This is a genomic window from Pantoea sp. JZ2, from assembly GCF_035191405.1.
GTDB classification, from domain to species: Bacteria; Pseudomonadota; Gammaproteobacteria; order Enterobacterales; family Enterobacteriaceae; genus Pantoea; species Pantoea stewartii.
The window spans coordinates 2919096-2936407 of record NZ_CP045247.1 but is presented as its reverse complement, the minus strand read 5'-3'; the positions used below and the strand labels follow the sequence as shown (position 1 = coordinate 2936407).

The 17312-nt window shown below is 51.0% G+C and carries 16 protein-coding genes and 1 pseudogene; 8 read left to right on the top strand and 9 right to left on the bottom strand.

Annotated elements, in window-relative coordinates; all coding sequences use genetic code 11:
* Window positions 1-186 precede the first annotated feature (186 nt).
* Together GC087_RS14025 and GC087_RS14020 are read left to right on the top strand one after the other, a co-directional pair.
* On the top strand, window positions 187-1095 hold the full coding sequence (locus GC087_RS14025) for a LysR family transcriptional regulator (RefSeq protein ID WP_172912623.1): 909 nt from the start codon (window positions 187-189) through the stop codon (window positions 1093-1095).
* Window positions 1096-1423: 328 nt separating this feature from the next.
* The gene (locus GC087_RS14020) at window positions 1424-1882 is read left to right on the top strand and encodes a hypothetical protein (protein WP_324028547.1); all 459 of its coding nucleotides are present in this window, start codon (window positions 1424-1426) and stop codon (window positions 1880-1882) included.
* A gap of 59 nt (window positions 1883-1941) precedes the next feature.
* On the opposite strand, the gene GC087_RS14015 is transcribed toward GC087_RS14020, so the two are convergent.
* Window positions 1942-2124: a hypothetical protein gene (locus GC087_RS14015; RefSeq protein ID WP_133745147.1), complete on the bottom strand. Its 183-nt coding sequence runs from the start codon at window positions 2122-2124 to the stop codon at window positions 1942-1944.
* A gap of 83 nt (window positions 2125-2207) precedes the next feature.
* Window positions 2208-4127 carry a methyl-accepting chemotaxis protein gene (locus GC087_RS14010; protein WP_324028546.1) on the bottom strand — a complete coding sequence of 640 codons (1920 nt, stop codon included), beginning with the start codon at window positions 4125-4127 and terminating at the stop codon, window positions 2208-2210.
* A 1783-nt stretch (window positions 4128-5910) separates the two neighbouring features.
* Between GC087_RS14010 and GC087_RS14005 the strand changes: the two genes are divergently transcribed.
* The 4 genes and pseudogenes from GC087_RS14005 (at window position 5911) to ycgZ (ending at window position 8143) form a co-directional block, all read left to right on the top strand.
* Window positions 5911-6078, top strand: a complete 168-nt coding sequence (locus GC087_RS14005) for a con-10 family general stress protein (protein ID WP_324028545.1) — start codon at window positions 5911-5913, stop codon at window positions 6076-6078.
* Window positions 6079-6204: 126 nt separating this feature from the next.
* Window positions 6205-6463, top strand: a pseudogene (locus GC087_RS14000) (hypothetical protein).
* Window positions 6464-6716: 253 nt separating this feature from the next.
* The gene (locus GC087_RS13995) at window positions 6717-7556 is read left to right on the top strand and encodes an MBL fold metallo-hydrolase (protein WP_185199838.1); all 840 of its coding nucleotides are present in this window, start codon (window positions 6717-6719) and stop codon (window positions 7554-7556) included.
* 365 nt (window positions 7557-7921) lie between these two features.
* Window positions 7922-8143 carry a regulatory protein YcgZ gene (ycgZ, locus tag GC087_RS13990; protein ID WP_162835474.1) on the top strand — a complete coding sequence of 74 codons (222 nt, stop codon included), beginning with the start codon at window positions 7922-7924 and terminating at the stop codon, window positions 8141-8143.
* Between the two features lie 327 nt (window positions 8144-8470).
* On the opposite strand, the gene GC087_RS13985 is transcribed toward ycgZ, so the two are convergent.
* Together GC087_RS13985 and GC087_RS13980 are read right to left on the bottom strand one after the other, a co-directional pair.
* A complete protein-coding gene (locus GC087_RS13985) occupies window positions 8471-9280 on the bottom strand; it encodes a Brp/Blh family beta-carotene 15,15'-dioxygenase (RefSeq protein ID WP_324028544.1) in 810 nt (269 codons plus the stop codon).
* Window positions 9277-9990 (bottom strand): bacteriorhodopsin, encoded by a 714-nt coding sequence (locus GC087_RS13980; protein WP_039340894.1) that lies wholly within the window; start codon window positions 9988-9990, stop codon window positions 9277-9279. The genes GC087_RS13985 and GC087_RS13980 overlap by 4 nt, the downstream gene beginning before the upstream one ends.
* Before the next feature lie 912 nt (window positions 9991-10902).
* Between GC087_RS13980 and GC087_RS13975 the strand changes: the two genes are divergently transcribed.
* On the top strand, window positions 10903-11310 hold the full coding sequence (locus GC087_RS13975; RefSeq protein ID WP_324028543.1) for a nuclear transport factor 2 family protein: 408 nt from the start codon (window positions 10903-10905) through the stop codon (window positions 11308-11310).
* 221 nt (window positions 11311-11531) lie between these two features.
* Here the strand turns inward: GC087_RS13975 and GC087_RS13970 are convergent, their stop codons facing one another.
* Together GC087_RS13970 and GC087_RS13965 are read right to left on the bottom strand one after the other, a co-directional pair.
* Window positions 11532-12275, bottom strand: a complete 744-nt coding sequence (locus GC087_RS13970) for an SDR family oxidoreductase (RefSeq protein WP_324028542.1) — start codon at window positions 12273-12275, stop codon at window positions 11532-11534.
* Window positions 12276-12435: 160 nt separating this feature from the next.
* Window positions 12436-13287: a LysR family transcriptional regulator gene (locus tag GC087_RS13965; protein ID WP_162286851.1), complete on the bottom strand. Its 852-nt coding sequence runs from the start codon at window positions 13285-13287 to the stop codon at window positions 12436-12438.
* Between the two features lie 174 nt (window positions 13288-13461).
* Between GC087_RS13965 and GC087_RS13960 the strand changes: the two genes are divergently transcribed.
* Window positions 13462-13866, top strand: a complete 405-nt coding sequence (locus tag GC087_RS13960) for a TetR family transcriptional regulator C-terminal domain-containing protein (RefSeq protein WP_226376979.1) — start codon at window positions 13462-13464, stop codon at window positions 13864-13866.
* Window positions 13867-14025: 159 nt separating this feature from the next.
* Here GC087_RS13960 and GC087_RS13955 read toward each other — a convergent pair whose 3' ends face one another.
* From GC087_RS13955 to GC087_RS13945, 3 genes are all read right to left on the bottom strand, one after another.
* Window positions 14026-14520, bottom strand: coding sequence for a GNAT family N-acetyltransferase (locus GC087_RS13955; protein WP_324028541.1), 495 nt, complete (start codon window positions 14518-14520; stop codon window positions 14026-14028).
* A gap of 277 nt (window positions 14521-14797) precedes the next feature.
* The gene (locus GC087_RS13950) at window positions 14798-16072 is read right to left on the bottom strand and encodes an MFS transporter (protein ID WP_039340877.1); all 1275 of its coding nucleotides are present in this window, start codon (window positions 16070-16072) and stop codon (window positions 14798-14800) included.
* On the bottom strand, window positions 16047-17117 hold the full coding sequence (locus GC087_RS13945) for an amidohydrolase family protein (protein ID WP_324028540.1): 1071 nt from the start codon (window positions 17115-17117) through the stop codon (window positions 16047-16049). The genes GC087_RS13950 and GC087_RS13945 overlap by 26 nt, the downstream gene beginning before the upstream one ends.
* Between the last annotated feature and the right edge of the window lie 195 nt (window positions 17118-17312).

Genomic DNA, 17312 nt, shown 5'->3' with positions numbered 1-17312 from the left:
AAGGAATAACGACGAGGCAGGACAGATTCAGGCGCTGGCCGTTTCTTTGCCCGTACCGCGGGTGAGATGACAGATGGTTCAGGTTTTCCATTTTGATTCAGACGTTGGCGGTGCTGTAAGTGAAGCGCTGGAAAGGGTGCATCACAGCGGCCTGCGGGTAGCTGAATCCACACAGGGTAAATAATGATGCGGCTCCGTCACATAGAAGTCTTTCAGGCCATCGTACAGACCGGCAGCATCAGCGCAGCCGCGCGCCTGCTCAACGTATCGCAGCCCAATATCAGCCGCGTGCTGAACCATGCAGAACAGCAACTGGGCTTTGCGCTGTTTGAGCGGCGTATCCAGGGCATGAGCGTCACGGCAGAAGGACGACGGCTGCTGCCAGAGGTGGAAGATCTCTACCAACGCTTACAATCCATCACCCAGCTCACTGAACAACTGCGACGCGGCGAAGGGCAAATCGTCCGTGTCGGTGCGGCTCACGCTTTCGGTCAAATGGTGTTGGCACCAGCATTGGTCACCTGGCGACAACAGGTGCCCTCGGTCAGCGTTGAGCTGGTCACGGAACACTTTAGTACCTTATGCCAAATGATCCTGGATGATCAGCTTGATTTCGCCCTGGTCTTTGGTCAGCAGGTGGATGCAGCGCTGCTGGCGGAACCGCTGTTTCAGTCGTCAATGGTAGCGCTACTGCCGCCAAATCATCCCCAGCATGAACCCGTTACGCTGGCATGGTTATGCGCGAATAACCTGCTGATGATGCAGACCCAGGATCCGCTCGGGCGCGTCCTGCACCGCGCGCTGCGCGATAAAAAGCTGAATCCGGCGGTGTCGTTATCGATTAAAACCTACTCGGTAATTGCGGATATGGTACTGGCGGGCGGCGGTGTGGGCGTGGTGGATCTGTTCACGGCTTGCCGCTATGCCGAACAGCTAAAATTACTCCCCGTCGCGCAGCCGTTGCCGTTTGAAGTGATGCTGATCAGCCGTCGTGATCAACCCCAGTCCCAGTCCACGCTGCAACTTAAGCAGGTCATTCGCAACAGGCTGTGGGACATCGCTCGCCAGTGCGAAGCGCAGTTTATTTGTGACTGAGCAAATAAACGGTGGTACGAGCTGCGTTCAGGCCTTTCGCCGCGCCTGAACGGCCCTGGTCGGGCTTTTCAGATGCGCGTTGTGGCTGGCCTGACGACAGGTTGCGCCGTTTTTCCTGCACCGGTTTACGTCATTCCTGATCGGGTAAGGCGACAGAGGGCTTTATGATGGTGCTGTTTAGCCAACCCGTAGCGATTCTGACCCTTCCTTGCAGTTGCCTTCAGATGTCATAAATCTGGCATACAGTTATCCAGTTGCGTTAAGACAACGTCAGCACAACGAAAAAACATTACGTCGTAAAACGCGCTCAACCGAGTGATAGTGATATATGGACGATTTAGAATTAACCCCGGCAAAAATGGCACAGCAACTGAATCAGCACGCTTTGCCCTGGATGGTGATCGGGGGAGCGGCCATGGCGCTTTACGGCCTTGAAAAGGGGCCGGTGAACGATATCGATATTGTCCTGCCTTCGCATGCCGCGGCTTTTCTGAGCAAGAAATACGCCTGGCCCAACTATGCTGATGAGACGTCTTTACGGTTCCGCTCCGACTTTTTGCTGCGACCTGAGACTGGTCCGGTGCCGGTTGAACTCCTCGGTGGCTTCCACATTTTGACAGAACAAGACTGGACAGCTCTCTCAGTAGGCGAAACCGTTACCGTGAGTATCAGATCGCAGCAGGTGTTTTTACCCGTGAAAGCACAACTTACGGCCATTCTTCGCCTTTGTGGTCGTGAGAAGGACCTCAAACGTATGATGCGCCTGAGTGGCACTTACGTTTCGTAAGGTAAGGACGCCTCCTGACTGAAGGGTCTTCACATTTTCTCAGGCACTGAGTGTGCAAATCAAATGAACAGTTTTATTGCTTCGATGATTGCGGCTTTACGCTGACTGCCTGTTTCCTGCTGCAGAATGCTGTAGAGCTTATCAATTAACGTTTTCCGCGTGATTGAATCGGCTTCATAAAACAGGGCTTCGGCTGCCTCACCAACGATAATGTGAGCGGTATGCATTTTATTTTCAGTCACGTATCCTCCCGATGCCGTCAGGCGCATCAACCCTTGCTGAGGCGCGTAACACACAGCGCCCCAGCACGACCTTGCGTTATGCCTTAAAATGTCTCCCAGTTGGCGTCTGAGGTTTTCACTGAAGCCGGAATGTGCCGACTGCGCGCGATCACCGGAGCGCTGGTCACGTTCATTGAAGAGGGCGCCGGTAACCGAAATACGGCCACGGTTTTTTCAAGTTCCAGCGCCTGATCCTCCAGGCTGCTGGCCGCCGCAGATGACTCCTCAACCAGCGCAGCATTCTGTTGCGTCGTTGTATCCATTTCTGTCATCGCCTGCGCTATCTGGGTAATGCCCCGGTTCTGCTCGTCAGACGCGGCAGCGATTTCGCCCATAATATCTCTGACCTGCGTGACGGATTTGACGATATCTCCCATGGTATTACCGGCACGGTTAACCAGTTCGGTACCGTTGTTTACGCGCTCCAGGGATTCCCGAATGAGTGCCTCAATTTCTTTTGCCGCAACAGAGCTGCGCTGTGCCAGGCTACGTACTTCACCTGCTACCACAGCAAAGCCGCGTCCCTGTTCGCCTGCCCGTGCCGCCTCGACCGCGGCATTCAACGCCAGAATGTTCGTCTGGAAAGCAATACCGTTAATGACAGTGATGATTTCTCCAATTTTGCCCGAGCTCTGACTTATCCCACCCATCGTGGCGATCACGTCGCTGATAATTTTCCCGCCACGGCTGGCGTTATGTGATGCTTCGGTAGCCAACTGGCTGGCATGATGGGCGTTCTCAGCATTCTGTTTTACGGTTGAGGTCAGCTCTTCCATACTGGCAGCGGTCTCTACAACGGCTGCGGACTGCTGTTCTGTTCGTGAGGAAAGGTCAGTATTACCTGCTGCAATTTCAGAGGAGGCGCGAGCTACGCTGTTCACACCGTCACGGACTTTCGAAATGATAGTGCGCAGACTGTGATTCATGGCACCGACGGCGGTCATCAGTTCGCCCAGTTCATCAGTACGCGAACTGGTTATTTCTGACGTCAGGTCGCCTGCTGAAATGCGTTTTGCTGAAGAAAGCGTCTCTTTCAGGGGAACGGTAATGCTACGGGTCATTCTCCAGGCGACAACAAGGCTAAGAATAATACAGGTAATCGTGGTGAAACCTATCTGCCAGAGGGCGGTATGTATGTACTCTTCAGCCATCTGAGACTGGAAGAAAGCCAAATCTGTCATGGACTGATTGAGTTTGCCTGCGGCGGCCGTCATGTCGTCTGAGGCGTGTTTCTCTGCGTTAACGGCAAGAAGATAGTTGTTCAACAGCACAGGGCCGGACGTTGTTTTTTGCTCCACTTCGGCTAACAAGGTAGTGAATTCTGAAGCGGACGGACCGGACAGCTGGGTCTTAAGCGATGACAGGGTATCCCTGATGCCAGCAAATTTATCCAGCGATGACGAATCTGGCGTTTTAATAAATGCCTGCACATAAAACGCGGCCTGTTCGATCTTCAGGCTCAGCGTGAGCAGTTGAGCAGCAGCGTCAGCAGGAACGGACGTCTGTCGGGCAGCCAGTTTTTCTGACAGCGCGGCCAGTTCCAGGCGGTTCAGTTCATTCAAGGAGAGGACGGTTTTGTCTGTACTCGCAAGAAAAGTCTGCCGTTTCTCCCGATACTGATTCAGGGCAACGCTGAGAACAGAAAGCTTTTCACGCCCGGCCGTGGACCAGGAGTAGTGCTCCAGGCTTTGCCGTAAACCCGAAAGCTGGTTCATTGCCTCGCCATTGATTTCGATAAACTTCGTCTCACGAGTATACTGAAAAAGTGTGCGGTTAAGCCGGGCTTTAGCCAGTGAATCCAGCATTTGTACGGTAATGTCACGTTTGGCAGAGTTCTCTTTGATATTTAAAAAACATTTGAGCGCCAGCGAAGAGATAATCAGTGAGGCAAGAATAACTAACAGAAAACCCAGAACCAGTTTCCCGCCTATCTTTAAATTGTAAAAGCTTTTTATAATTTTCATTTAATTAACCCTGTGTTGAACGTTACCCCGAGCCTTAGGTTTTCTCAGGCGGTAATCGTATATCGGCACAAAAGATACATTCCTTATGCTTCTTTTGTTTTTTATCTGCCGTTTTTAACTTTCTATGATTTTGATCAATTTTATTGTTCTTTCTCCACAGGTTGAAAATCATGGCGTTAACTATTGCTCGCGTTACCATCTGTATTCTAACTGTGTTTTTTAAACGAGGCGGGATGTCGCCGGCGGCACGTATTACCTTGACAGGTAAAAAGGGCAGTGTGCTTTATTGATGTCGAAATACAGGCTAAGCCTTTTCACACGAAACAGAGTAAGGAAGGTGTCAGTGGTGCCGGGAGAGGCGTAGTAAAGACAGGCTAAGTGTGTGTACGGTTATTTCTGTTAAATAAATTTCAAAAACATCCTGACTCGCTTAATCATTCCCACGTCAGCTCTTTTTAACCAAAGCAATTGCCCGTTTACTTTTCAGGAGCATTTAATATTGCAGTAGACCTGTAAAAAGTCCGGCAGATAATCCTGAGTGGTATTACCGCCTCGTTTGCAACGCTCAGGCATCAGTACAATAATAATTTAACGTGGGTGCCTGCTGGCGCCTACAGCTAAAGTAGCCTGGAACTGTTTAGTTGGTTCACCCCCGCTATTGAGTGGGGGCGTTTTTTTACTTCGGCCCAGGGCTGGCGCAGCATCTGTATTATTTTTGCGATGAAGAAGCTGACGCGCAGGATGAATAATATCCGCAGGAATGTCTGATTAAATTCGCTGAAGCAGGAATCTCACAGGGAAGCTTATGATGTTACATATAAATAAAAATCGCAGTTTTCAACCAGACATGGGCGATTCTCAGTGAAGTCACAAGCCAGCCTCAGTGGGCTTAACCCGAAACTGCCGATATGTGGCAATAGCATCGTCTGGGCGTGAGCCCGTGACTCAGACATGGCAGGTTTCGTTTCGGACGGGTAAAGCGTTAACCCCCGATTACGCCTAATACAGGGCGGCCAGCGTCAATCGTTCTGTAAAAGGATGTTAACGTTAAATGCCACTCTCTTTTTGTCGAGCCCCGAACGTCTCTTTAGGATGTGTAGCTGAATGTCCGCCACCGCCACGGCGCTTATCCCTCTTTTCTTAACCCCTCTCCGCCAGTCCTTGCCGGCTAAGAATAGCGTATAAGGTTTTTTAAAGTACCAGTGAGAACTATTTTTCATGACCGCTACTTTTATTCGCATCGGATAGCGCTTCAACTTTACTCAGTGATAATTCTTTATTTATGACGGTCAATGGGCAAATTTATACAATAATCCTGATTCTTGTACAAAATAATGGCGGCGGCTTTTGAGAGTAATCTTATAAATGTGTTAAGCATCTGGCGGAAAGCCAAAACGCAACGGTAAAGCACTATAAAACATCGGGCGTGTCATGCGTGTATGACAATGAGCATAAGTGAGATAGAAAAAGGGTTAGCAAATAATTGTCTGGATTTTTTTCAGGCGGGAAAATTTCCTTAAGAAATAATTCAGGAAGGTGGGTAATAATCAATGATTCACAACTCGCTGTTCTGTTTGTTTTTTCTTTAACCGTGGGACGAAGTGAGGGTAAGAAACGGAGAGACAGCGTTAAGCCGGATGCGAGATTTGTATAAGGTTGCCCCGTAAAATCCCCAGAAAGAATTCCCGTCACGCTTGCAGTATTAAAAAAGTTTTATAGCCTTACAATGCCATGCTTAGCATGGAAATGAAGCATGTAACTTTTACTTTTAGGAGGAAATATCATGACTGAACATCGTGGCGGTTCCGGTAATTTCGCTGAAGATAAAGAGAAAGCTTCTGAAGCCGGCAAAAAATGCGGCCAGCATAGCGGCGGTAACTTCAAGAACGACCGCGAAAAAGCCTCTGAAGCAGGTAAGAAAGGTGGGCAAAACAGCCATCGTGGCTCCTGATTCACTTTAATTAAAGGACAGACTGGGGAGCAGGGAGCGCTCCATGAACAACACCCGTTGAACGCTGCTGTTATTCGTAGAGATCCTTCTTTTATGTTTATCACTGGCCGGAAGGGTGATTAATCTGTGAAAGTAAAAACGTTACTTGATCTGTTTATTCATGACCTTTCTGACGTTTACAGTGCTGAAAAGCAAATTTCGCGCCTTGATCAGATTATTGATGCCCGCGATAAACGTCGCATTGTTCATCTGAAATGCCACGCTCTGGAGGGACTGGTTGCAGACGCGCATTGCGCTTGCCTCTCCACTCGGCCTGAAAGAAGCATCACAACGGCGTGCGGAGAGGCTTGAAGAGGAAAAATCCACCGATGTAAAACTCAGCTGAGCCACACTAACGATAGCCAGGCCGGAGGCGCTTCGTTCCCCATGCACTGCTTATTACTCATGTACGTTCTGAGCGCCAGGCATCGTGCATTCCGACGGCTGTCTGCCTGCGCTTCTTTTGTTTCAAACACGTGCGTTATCAGGAACAGCCATGCAGTACAGCCATTCACCTCATGCTCTCAGAGCCTTCAGTCATACAGGTTTCCAGATACCGGCTGTCTGAACGTTTACAACATTTTAAAGCTGGGTAAATTATGAAAATTCATCATCTTAATTGTGGATGTATGTGCCCGGTGGGCGGAGCGCTGTTTGATGGTTTCAGTAAAGGCCTTTATGCCCATCTGGTGTGCCATTGCCTGCTGATAGAAACAGATCGACACGGTCTGGTCCTGGTCGATACCGGTTTTGGACGGGATGATATGCGCCACCCAGAAAAACGTCTTTCTGGCTTTTTTCGGTTGCTGAACAATATTCAAAGGCGGGAAGCCCTTACTGCACGCTCCCGCATTGAGGCGCTGGGATTCAATGCTAACGATGTGCGTCACATCGTTCTTACTCATCTTGATTTTGACCATGCCGGGGGGCTCACTGATTTCCCTGGCGCACAGGTACATCTGCTACAAACCGAGATTGATACATCACAACAGCGGCACAGTTGGCTGGCCCGCGAACGCTATCGGCCCGGTCAGTGGACCGGACTTTCTGGCTGGACAGGCTATCAGGTTCAGGGGGAGCAATGGTACGGCTTTGATGCCGTAACCGCACTCAAAGGTCTTCCCGCTGAAATTCTGCTTGTGCCACTGCCCGGCCATACGCAAGGCCATGCCGGTATTGCAGTCAGTCGGTCGGAAGGGTGGTTGCTTCACGGCGGCGACGCCTGGTTCTATCGGGGCGAGATGGCGCTGCAGGATCCCCATTGTACGCCAGGGCTACGTTTCTATCAGTGGATGATGGCCATGGATAACGAAGCCAGAAAGCGTACACAACAGCAGCTTCGTGCGTTGTTGAGGCAGCATCACCAGGATATCACCTTCTTTTGCAGCCATGATGCGAAACAACTCAATGCCCTGAATCCTGGGGCGGAAAAAGAGTGATCATTCCCGATCACCTTTAACGTGTTAAGCAGGGCATTTTCGATGTGAAAGAGAAAATGTCGCTGCGATTAGCGTGTCGGTAACATCATTCTTTCTCTCATCTCGCAGAATTCAGAACCAGTTCAGGAATGCTGTGGCGTCGGTGGTGAACCCACCCGGGATCAGGACTGAAAAGCCTGTCAGACTCTCGTGAGATCAGCCAGGATGGAGGCAAAAGCACGTTTTGCAAAAGAAAACGAGCGTTTCCAAAAATACACCTGTACAGCGGACCATCAAGTCTATAACTTTACCCACACGTAATAGTTAACTCATTAAATATTTCCCCAGAGCCGACATTGTATAAAAACTCGCCCAGACCCGACGCCATGAGCGCCATTGCCCGCTATTTTGAAAGCGCGTCACTGCCTACGCAGCAAGAAACGCTGGGCAGCATTGCATCCGAAATACTTCGAGCAGGAAAAAGCCTGAACCGCACGGCTATTTGCAGCAAACTCGTCCGACGCCTGGAGCTGGCAGGAAGTGCAGAAGAAGAACAGCATTACCGTGAACTGCTGGGTCTCTTGTTCGGTCGTAAATCAGGTAACTGATCCGTTACGGTTGCCAGGCCAAACCTGAATATCTGTCCTTGCCTGCTGATGCCTTGTATCACCTTCACTGCCTGTGCCGCTGTAAACCCCTGGCGGCATTGGCGTCATTCTGACTGAAGCGCACCGCTTCACATGCGGCTCTCCCGGAAAGCGAACAGTGATCCTCGCGTGATAGCGGTATTGCGTGCGTGCAGCTATGCAGCGATTTTCAGCGGAGCCTTAAACCGGTTTGTTGGGAAGCCACAGTAACTGTCTTTCGCGGGGGCATCCTGCAAGAGGAGGGACGCTTCTGCGTGTTTCCGGCGGGGACTGCGCACATTAAGTTCACTATTCATGGCTACCTGGCTCGAAGTAGGGCGTAACCAGCATATGGGGAATAGCGAGCGAAGCGAGCGCAGCAAACAGCGATTTAATGTCTGCGTCACTGGACGGGTACATCATACAGGTTGTCACTGCCGCCAGCAGGATCGCTCCTGCAAACACCGGCCAGGTTGTATAAAGATAGCCTGTGTAATGCGCATAGCCCAGCTGAAGACGGCGTAACCGGGTTTGTGGCAGGGCATGCAGAATCAAAAATCCCATAGAAAAGCCGACAAAAGGCGGAAGGAGCAGCAGCGCCAGCGTCCCGGTAATGAGCCGCACATCGTGACGACTCACGCCGGTAATGAGCAGGCTAATGGCACAAAGTGCGCCCGCAATCGCCATGCATAACGTCACGGAGCCGGGCAGAGTGGGTGCCAGCCCTGCCTGGTGAAGAATGATGTTGTATTCTCGCGGGTGAAAGAGGGCCGGCGTCGCTATCATGCTGACGCCTCTGGCCAGGCGTTCGGTTATCGCTCCCTTTGGGGCATCCTCAAGGGCAAAATGCAGCGCAGATGCCAGCAAGAAACCGGGTAATGCCAGTGCCGGAGACCAGTGCCACCAGAACAGGCAAAGCAGAATGATCACGCCATAAGCAGCCAGAAAGGGCACCTTACGTCCGCGTTTTACTACTGCCAGATCGCTGGCACCGTGAGCCATGCCAATAACACCTATTGCGACAATGGCAAAAATCAACTGCACGGGCATCGGACTGAAAGAGGCAGCCAGCGCTGCCCCCCAAAGTCCTGTCCAGCCGGCAATCTGCCGCAGAGTCATACCCGCACAGCACCATCAAAGGTGGTATGGCGCAGCGCTTTTTCAAGACTGGACGCCGCGTAAAAGGCGTAAAACACCTTGGCGATGATATCAAGAACCAGGAATGCCCATACGGACGCAGGATCGGTGATGATTTTTAATCCTTCCGGACCGACAAGGAAAACGATGGGGTAGATGAACCAGACCACCGTCAGCAATGCGACGTTTTTGTTGTAAGCCTCTGCCATCGCCCTGCCGCGCTCAGCGGCAATCGTGCGTAACGGTCCCCAAAGAAGGTAAACCACGCCAAGAAACGCAGCACATGACCAGAGATACCAGACCCATTTAGCGGCGAACGTTTCCGCCAGCGAAGAGACCAGACCGGTGATAATCATCATCACATCCAGAATGATGATGGCTGTTAAAAAGCCGCCCATTTCACCGGGTTTACTCTGCTCATGAAAGGCAACCATAACAAGCCCTGCCAGTAAAACAGGCGTGGTGACAGACCAGTCAGCATAGCGGGCGAGATAAACGATGCTGCCACTCTCTGTGGCCAGATTTCCGAAACCAAAGGCCATGGCCAGATAAGCGGTGGCGGCAATAAAAGGCACTGAGGCATGCATTAACGTGTGATGTCGAAAGGGAAAGGTTTTTTTGCCTGTGGCATAAATTACCAATGACGCAATTGCCATGACCGAAAACCCGATCAAAAATGCGGTTTGATCCATAATACTGTCTCCTTGCACAGACGCCTTTACAGAACCGTTTGTGCTGCCATAAATTGAAATGAGTCGTTATATTCCGAATGAGAATATGTCTGAAGTATATGGCAACCTGTTCAAAGCGCGAGTGACTGAAGCGTATTTCAAAAACGGCTGGAGAAACAGGTTGAATAAATGCTTTTATATTCGGCGCTGGCCAGGCGAGAAATGTAAAGAGCTGTTTCACCGGTTTTCACTTTTAACAGTTTGCGTCCATCAATAAAAGGTTGTCAGGTGTTTTTTGCCTTTATTATTAATGGTTTATTTTTAAATGGTGATTTTGTGGAAAAGGAGAATAAATAACCCGAAAGGAACAGAATTATATTTTTCACTAGAGAAAATAGAATGGTGTACTAAGCGCGGGATAAGATTTTCAGAGGGCGTTAACCTGCCGCTATTAAAGAGCTTCTCGTATAATCACTGTTAGTGACTATATGGCTGACGCAATCCCCTTTCTCTGTGATGGAATACGCTGGCATTACATTGCTGTTAAGTCAGTCAGCTCACTATTACAATAAGCTGCATTTCATCTCAGAGAGAGCGGTAAAAGCGATTATGCGGCGTTACCCTGTGGAGGGATTATCCAGAATAACTCGCCCGGCATGACTAAATGTTTTTTCAGAACAAAGCGAACAGGTCTGGAAAGCGGTTCGTCTTCATTTTGTCTGAATAAAACCGCGTTAATGATCGCGACATTATCTCAAGTGACGAGGTAAAGGGGAAACCGCCCGCGTTATGCAACATGCTCTTCGAAACACGATCATGTCAGTGACCCGAGTTTTGACCTGCACCATATAACCGCATCTGCAGATAAGCCGCTTGCCGGAACACTAAATTAATCTTGAGGGCCTGGGCTTCAGTTAACGGGAGTGACACTTTATGACGACGCCAACACCTCAGGCTGTAGTCGAAACCTTCTTTCATCGTATCGCCACCTCAGAGGCGGTGAGCGAGATCGCTGAACTGGTCAGTGAAAAGGTGGACTGGCTTATCGCCGGTAATACACAAGTGGTTCCCTGGATTGGGCGTAAAAAAGGCAGAACAGGTGTGGCCGTATTCTATGCGCAAATCCGGGCGCAGACGACGTCAGAAAAGTTCGACATCAACGACATTCTTATCAACGGCAACCACGTCGTCGCCACGGGCGAGCTTGCCACGCGCGTTAAAAAAACCGGTAAGTTAATTGAGACCGAATTTGTACTCGATATGTACATCGAACAGGGGCTCATTACGCGTTTCCGTATGTTTGAGGACAGCTACGCCGTGTCGGAAGCCTGTCGTGAGTGAGAAGCCTCATCCGGTACGAGGAGAGAGAGGCGGCACGACCAGCAGGCGCAATACGGGTGAGACCGGACGCAAAAGCGCCCCGCAGCATTCGCGGGGCTTCTACCTTTACGGTGAAGGGTGCGCATCTTTCATGGGCCCACGGCTTCCGTCAGGGAAGCAATGGAGAAGATGGCATGTTTCTTGTGCCCCTGCCGACATTCCAGCTTGTCTCAGGGCAATGGTCAAAAGTCTATTGCGGTGGGACGTATAACGATTTCGTTGATGTCGATGGCTTCTGGCTGGCTGATTGCAAACGCGATGGTTTCAGCCAGTTTTTCTGCCGGGATAGCCGTTTCGTGTATCTTTCTGACCTGCTCTGCTACGGCAGCATCTGTCACGCTTCCCGGTAAATCCGTATCAACCGGTCCGGGCGAAATAATCGTGCTGCGAATATTGTATGGCGCCATTTCCATACGCAGGCCCTCTGATATAGCCCGTACCGCAAATTTAGTCGCTGAATAAACAGCCGTAGTAGGGCGAACACGCAGGCCAGCTACAGAAGACACGTTAATGATATGGCCGCTTTTCTGGTCTTTCATAAAGGGCAGGGCTGCGGCAATGCCATACAGCGTGCCTTTAAGATTGATATCAATAGCCTTTTCCCAGTCCTCTACCCGCAACTGGTCCAGTCGTGAATTGGGCATAATACCCGCGTTGTTAATCAGCACATCAATCCTGCCGAACGTGTTTACAGCTGTCTTAATCAGTTTTTCGGCATCCTGACGGTTTGACACGTCCATCTGCACGACTTCTGCTTTTCCGCCCGCCCGAGTCAGTTCATCCGCCAGAGCAGTCAGCTTTTCAAGACGACGGGCACCCAGCACGACACTCGCGCCTGCGGCGCTTAAAAGCCGGGCAGTGGCTTCACCAATACCGCTGCTGGCACCGGTGATAACAATGACTTTTCCACTCATATTACTGTTCATAGAAGATTACCTTTACTGGGTTACCGGAAATGACGAGAGAACCTAAACGGGTCGGGTAATAAACACCGGGTTTATTACCCGTCTTCAGAGTCAGGGAGAGTATAGGAGGCTGCAACGCTGTGTGATATTCCAGATTATCACCTGCTCAGTATGCAAAAATTCACAAGCTACAGGCAGGCTCAAGGCAGCCTTTAAGGAAGTCAAGGACAGTACTGATGCGTCTCGCATACCGGACATCTTCATGAACGCTCAACCAGATGTCCTGAATGAGAACCGGGCCATCGGGATCTGTCGGCACAAGGTGATATTCCTTCGCCAGGTATTCGGGTAACAGCGCTATACCGGCATGGCCAGCCGCCGTAATAGCCTGTATACGTAAATCATTACTGAAGAACACAACTTTCAGCCCCGCGCACTGCGCTTTAAGCCAGGCCTGCTGTGGCGTCTCTGTCACGTCCTCATCGTAAGCGATGACGCTCCGTTCTCCTGGTGCGGCGAGATATTCTGCACTGCCGTAAAGCCTGAACTTAACCTGGCCAACGCGCTGCGTACGAACGGCAGACTCAATGGGGCGGACCATACTGATGGTTATGTCTGCCTCACGACGGGTAAGTGAAAGACGTTCTTTGGTCACCAGGAGACTCAGGCGAAGACCCGGGTGATCCTGACGGAGACTTCCAACGTAAGGGGCTATAAAAGCACCAATGAAAGCCGGAGGAGCAGCAACCACTACGTCACCTTCTGCAACATCCTGTTCAGCACTGGAGTAACGTTCCAGTGAGTAGGCTGCCGCATTCATCTGTTCTCCGTAACGTGCTATCTGATGCCCGTCTTCCGTCAGAACATAGGCCCGCGGCCGACGGTCAACCAGCCTGAGATTAACCGACGCTTCAAGTGAGGCTATCCGTCGGGCAATGGTTGCATGATCGACGCCCAGTTTTTTTGCCGCAGAGGCAAGCGAGCCAGTCTGGGCAAAGGTTGAAAAATAGCGCAGATCTTCCCAGTCAAACATAAGGCCTCTCAATACCGGTAAATCAAACTAAGGGTAAAAAGCGATAACTTGCGACATGCCTTTGCTGCAAGGCAAGACATCGTAACGGTGCATAAGACGGCCCCTGCAACTGAAAGGTAGCCGGAAAAAGCGTAAAAAACAGCGTTGTTAAACGGTTTTTTTGCCTCTGGTCAGATGAACGATTGTCTGTGGGACGACAACCTCGCTCCGCGCGAAGCCATTGAACTGGCGTTGCGCCGTTCGGTAACTATGCAGACAGAGCAGGGGCACCCAAGCGGTTGCCTTATCGCGTTATCCGTCAATACCTGTTCGCCCGGGCATGAGCATATCCGTAAGCTTCTTGAAGCACGCCGCAGCCGTATCCGCGAAGGGTTCCTGAAATGCGTTCTCAGAGCAACAGGCTCGGGCGAACTGGCTGCAGACACGAATGCACAGGCACTGGCCAGGTATCTGCACAGCGTTGAAACAGGTCTGTCAACCGAAGCGCGTGATGGTGCAACAGGCGAGGAACTGAATGCCGCGGTAACCTTCGCGATGAAGGCCTGGGACGCCAGTCGTTTGCAGCATGTTAATGAGTGAGGGCGTGAGGTTGTTTTAGTCTGCCTTTGGTACAGCGCGGACATCTGCATCCTTCATCGACTGCTATGAGCGGAAATGTGACGTTCGCAGTTGCTCTTTCAGGTGACAGTGAGCGTTGTTCAATTGATGGCAAGTGTATCAACTAAGGGAGCGATCTGGTTATGCTGTATCGCTTAATGCCAGCTGGCTCAGGCTCGCCCCATGCAGATAGTAATTTACGATCTTGTCATTTATTCTGCCGCCCAGAGACTGATAAAAACGGTTAGCGTCAGAATTAGATTTCTCAGCGTTCCAGTTGAGGCTATGGCATTCGTGTTTAAGCGCAAGCATGGCTATAAAGCGCATCATCGATTTACCGATACCTTTACTTCGAGCGTCCCTGGAAACATAGAGCTCTTTGATGTGCAACTGACTGCTGTATCGGGGAGAAGGGAAAAGCAGGCTGCAACAGGCCAGTCCAGTAATGCTATTGTCGCTGTGAGCCTTGATTACCATGGTTCCGGAAAGCGGGTTAAACAAAAAATTACGGAGATAATCCTTCATCAGCGATTCATGAATTGTTCCCTTGCCATAATAATGTTCTTCCATTTCAGTAAAAATGGTTACCATGGATTCCCATTCCTCAGGTGGACATAATGCTACCTTTACTTCCATGTTTATTCCCTTTCGTTAATTCAGTATCGTGGTCGCCAGGGGACATTTTCGCGCATCAATCTGCATTATTACCAGAACTTCAGGATGGCTGGCAGATTTGCAGGGGCGGCTTTGTCATTCAGAAAGGCCCGCCCGTTTCTCTCTTGATTGTCCCGATGTGTCGATTGTGGCTCTTTCTCAGTTGTTTAAAAAAGTCTTTAAAGAGCGAGGAGAGCCCATTACATACTAAAAAAGCACGACCAAAACAGTCGTGCCTTATCAGGCTTAAAGAAAAGGGCTATTGCAGCTTAATGCCTTTCGTTTCGGGTGCCATCCACACCACAACCATTGCGGCGATAAAGGCCAGAACCGTGGTCGCCAGCCCTGCGGTAAATCCCCCTATGCTGGCAACATAGCCAATAAGTAGCGGTGCAATAAACCCACCTAAGCGACCACCGTTATAAGCCAGGCCCATTAAAAAGCCGCGTGACTGTGTGTCGCCAATAATCTCGGCAAGGAAGGGCCCGGAGCCGGCAAAAATACCGTTTACACCAAACCCCGCCATAAAGATGGCTGCCATCAGAACCAGTGGCTGGCTTGTCGCCAGATACAGGCCGACTGCCACAGCGCCGATAAACAGGTAGAGCAAAAACATGGGCCTGCGCCCCCATTTATCTGCCAGGAGTGAAAACACAAGAAAGCCGGCAATTGCACCTGTTTGCAAGGCCAGTACAAATTTCAGGCTGTGCAGGAAATCAAGGTGCTTCACTTCACGTAGATAGGTGGGCGTCCAGGTAAAAACACCCCAGAACAGGTACTGAATGAAAAAAATAAAGGTAAAGGCCAGCAACAGTCCTTTCAGATTCGTTTTGCCCGACCGCGCCGTCTGGGTCGGTCTGTGAGCCCGTTCCCGCTGGCGTGCCAGCCAGACTGGCGATTCAGGCGTGATATAGGCAATGACCATCATGATAAAAACCGGCAAGGCGCCAATCATGAAAAGGTATCGCCATCCGCCGTTTTCCAGTTTGCCTGTCATCGCCGTGACCAGTGCCGTCAGCCCAATCGCTAAAATGGCCCCCACCGGCAAACCCATTTGCATCAGTGCACCACCCCGGGCACGGCGTTCAGGGCGCCACGTTTCGGCGATGAGCGCTGCCCCCGAGGTCCACATCCCACCCATTCCCAGTGCCCCGCAAAATCGCAGCAAAGCAAAAGTTTGTTGATGATGGGAAAAGGCCAGCAGTCCTGAGAAAAGCGAATAGATCGTAATACAAATGAAAGCGGTTCTGACTCGTCCGATTTTGTCGGCGACCATCCCGAACAGAATGCCGCCAATGATCTGTCCGCCAGCCGTGGTGCTGATAAACAGACCCAGTTCAGTTTTGCTGACAGCAAATACCACGCCAAGCACAGGCAATAAAAGCGAGAGCAAAAATGAGTCATAGCTTTCAAAAGCCCACCCGAGCCCACCCAGCGCGAGCGTTCGTTTTTCTGCCGATGTTTGAGAGAGCGTCAGGCTGGCTTCATTCTGTTCCAGTGGATGAGCCTCATGCGGTCTTGATTTGATATTCATCAGCATTCTCCAGGGAAGATAAGCGATAGCTCAACGCTGCGGTGCGCCAGAAAAGGTGTGCTTTTTCGTCGGCAGACACGTGTTCAGCCAGCCGTTTGCAGGCGTTCCAGAGCACGCCATAGCTGAACATGCCTTTGTCGACCGGGAAATTGCTGGCAAACATACAGCGTGTGACGCCGAACGTTTCGACCAGCGTTTCAAACAGTGGCCGCCAGGCGAGAGAGAGCGTCAGCGAGTCCGGTGGTGTGGCGTTTTGTGCGAAGGGAAAGCCCATGACAGTCATGCCAAAGCCGCTGATCTTCATGCTGACGTTTGGTCGTTCAGCCAGAGCGGTAATAGCGTTTTGCCACGCCTGAAAGGCGGTATCCCTTTTGCCAGCATAAGGCCCCGTGCCGATCGGCCCGCCGCAGTGGTCCACAATGATATGAAGATCGGGTAGCGCATCTGCCAGCGCAATAATGTCATCAAGCTGGGTGTGGTAAACCCAGACATCCAGCGAGAGTCCGTTCCGGACAAGGCAGGCTGCGCCTTTGCGAAATGCGGTAGTGGTGGCAAGGCCAGCAGGCGGTGTGACAGGGCTTGATACGACGCGGGGATCACTGTGCCAGGCAAGCGGATTACGCATTCCTCGTAAACGTCCCCCTGAGCGCGCCATCATGAATTCAATGACGGGTTGCAGGTCATCTCCTGCCAGCAGACTGGCACCACCTACAATCGCTTCGCAGCCTGCTGCCTTACCATAATGGCCACTGTCAAACATAGCGGCAGCGCCGCTCGCGAACTCAACCTCACCCACGGGCCTGAAAGCTTCAGGTCCGTTACAGCGCAGCATAGAACGGCACTGCACATAAACCGTTGACAGAACCCGGTGTCCGGACTGCTCAATATCGTGGCTGAACTCAGGAACCAGATAACGTCCTGACTGGCGATCCCATAAGTGGTGATGAGCATCCACTATCGTTAGATCGGGCATCAACGCGTTTTCGTGATGCCGTGCCAGCCAGTTTTCTCTGACAGGCAAATGCGGTGCGTTAACTGTCTCCATCGCTTCCTTATGCTTTGTAACCGAACCCAATCTGACGTTGCTGACAGGGCTCGGGAGCCAGTCTGCACGCAATGCGAGGTTTACAGAGTAAAACTGTGTTTTACAGAATAAATTGACTATAGAGTCATCGCCCAGCGGCAAGCCAGCAAAAAGAGGATGTTAATTGTGTAAATAAGATGTTAATCACAAATAGCC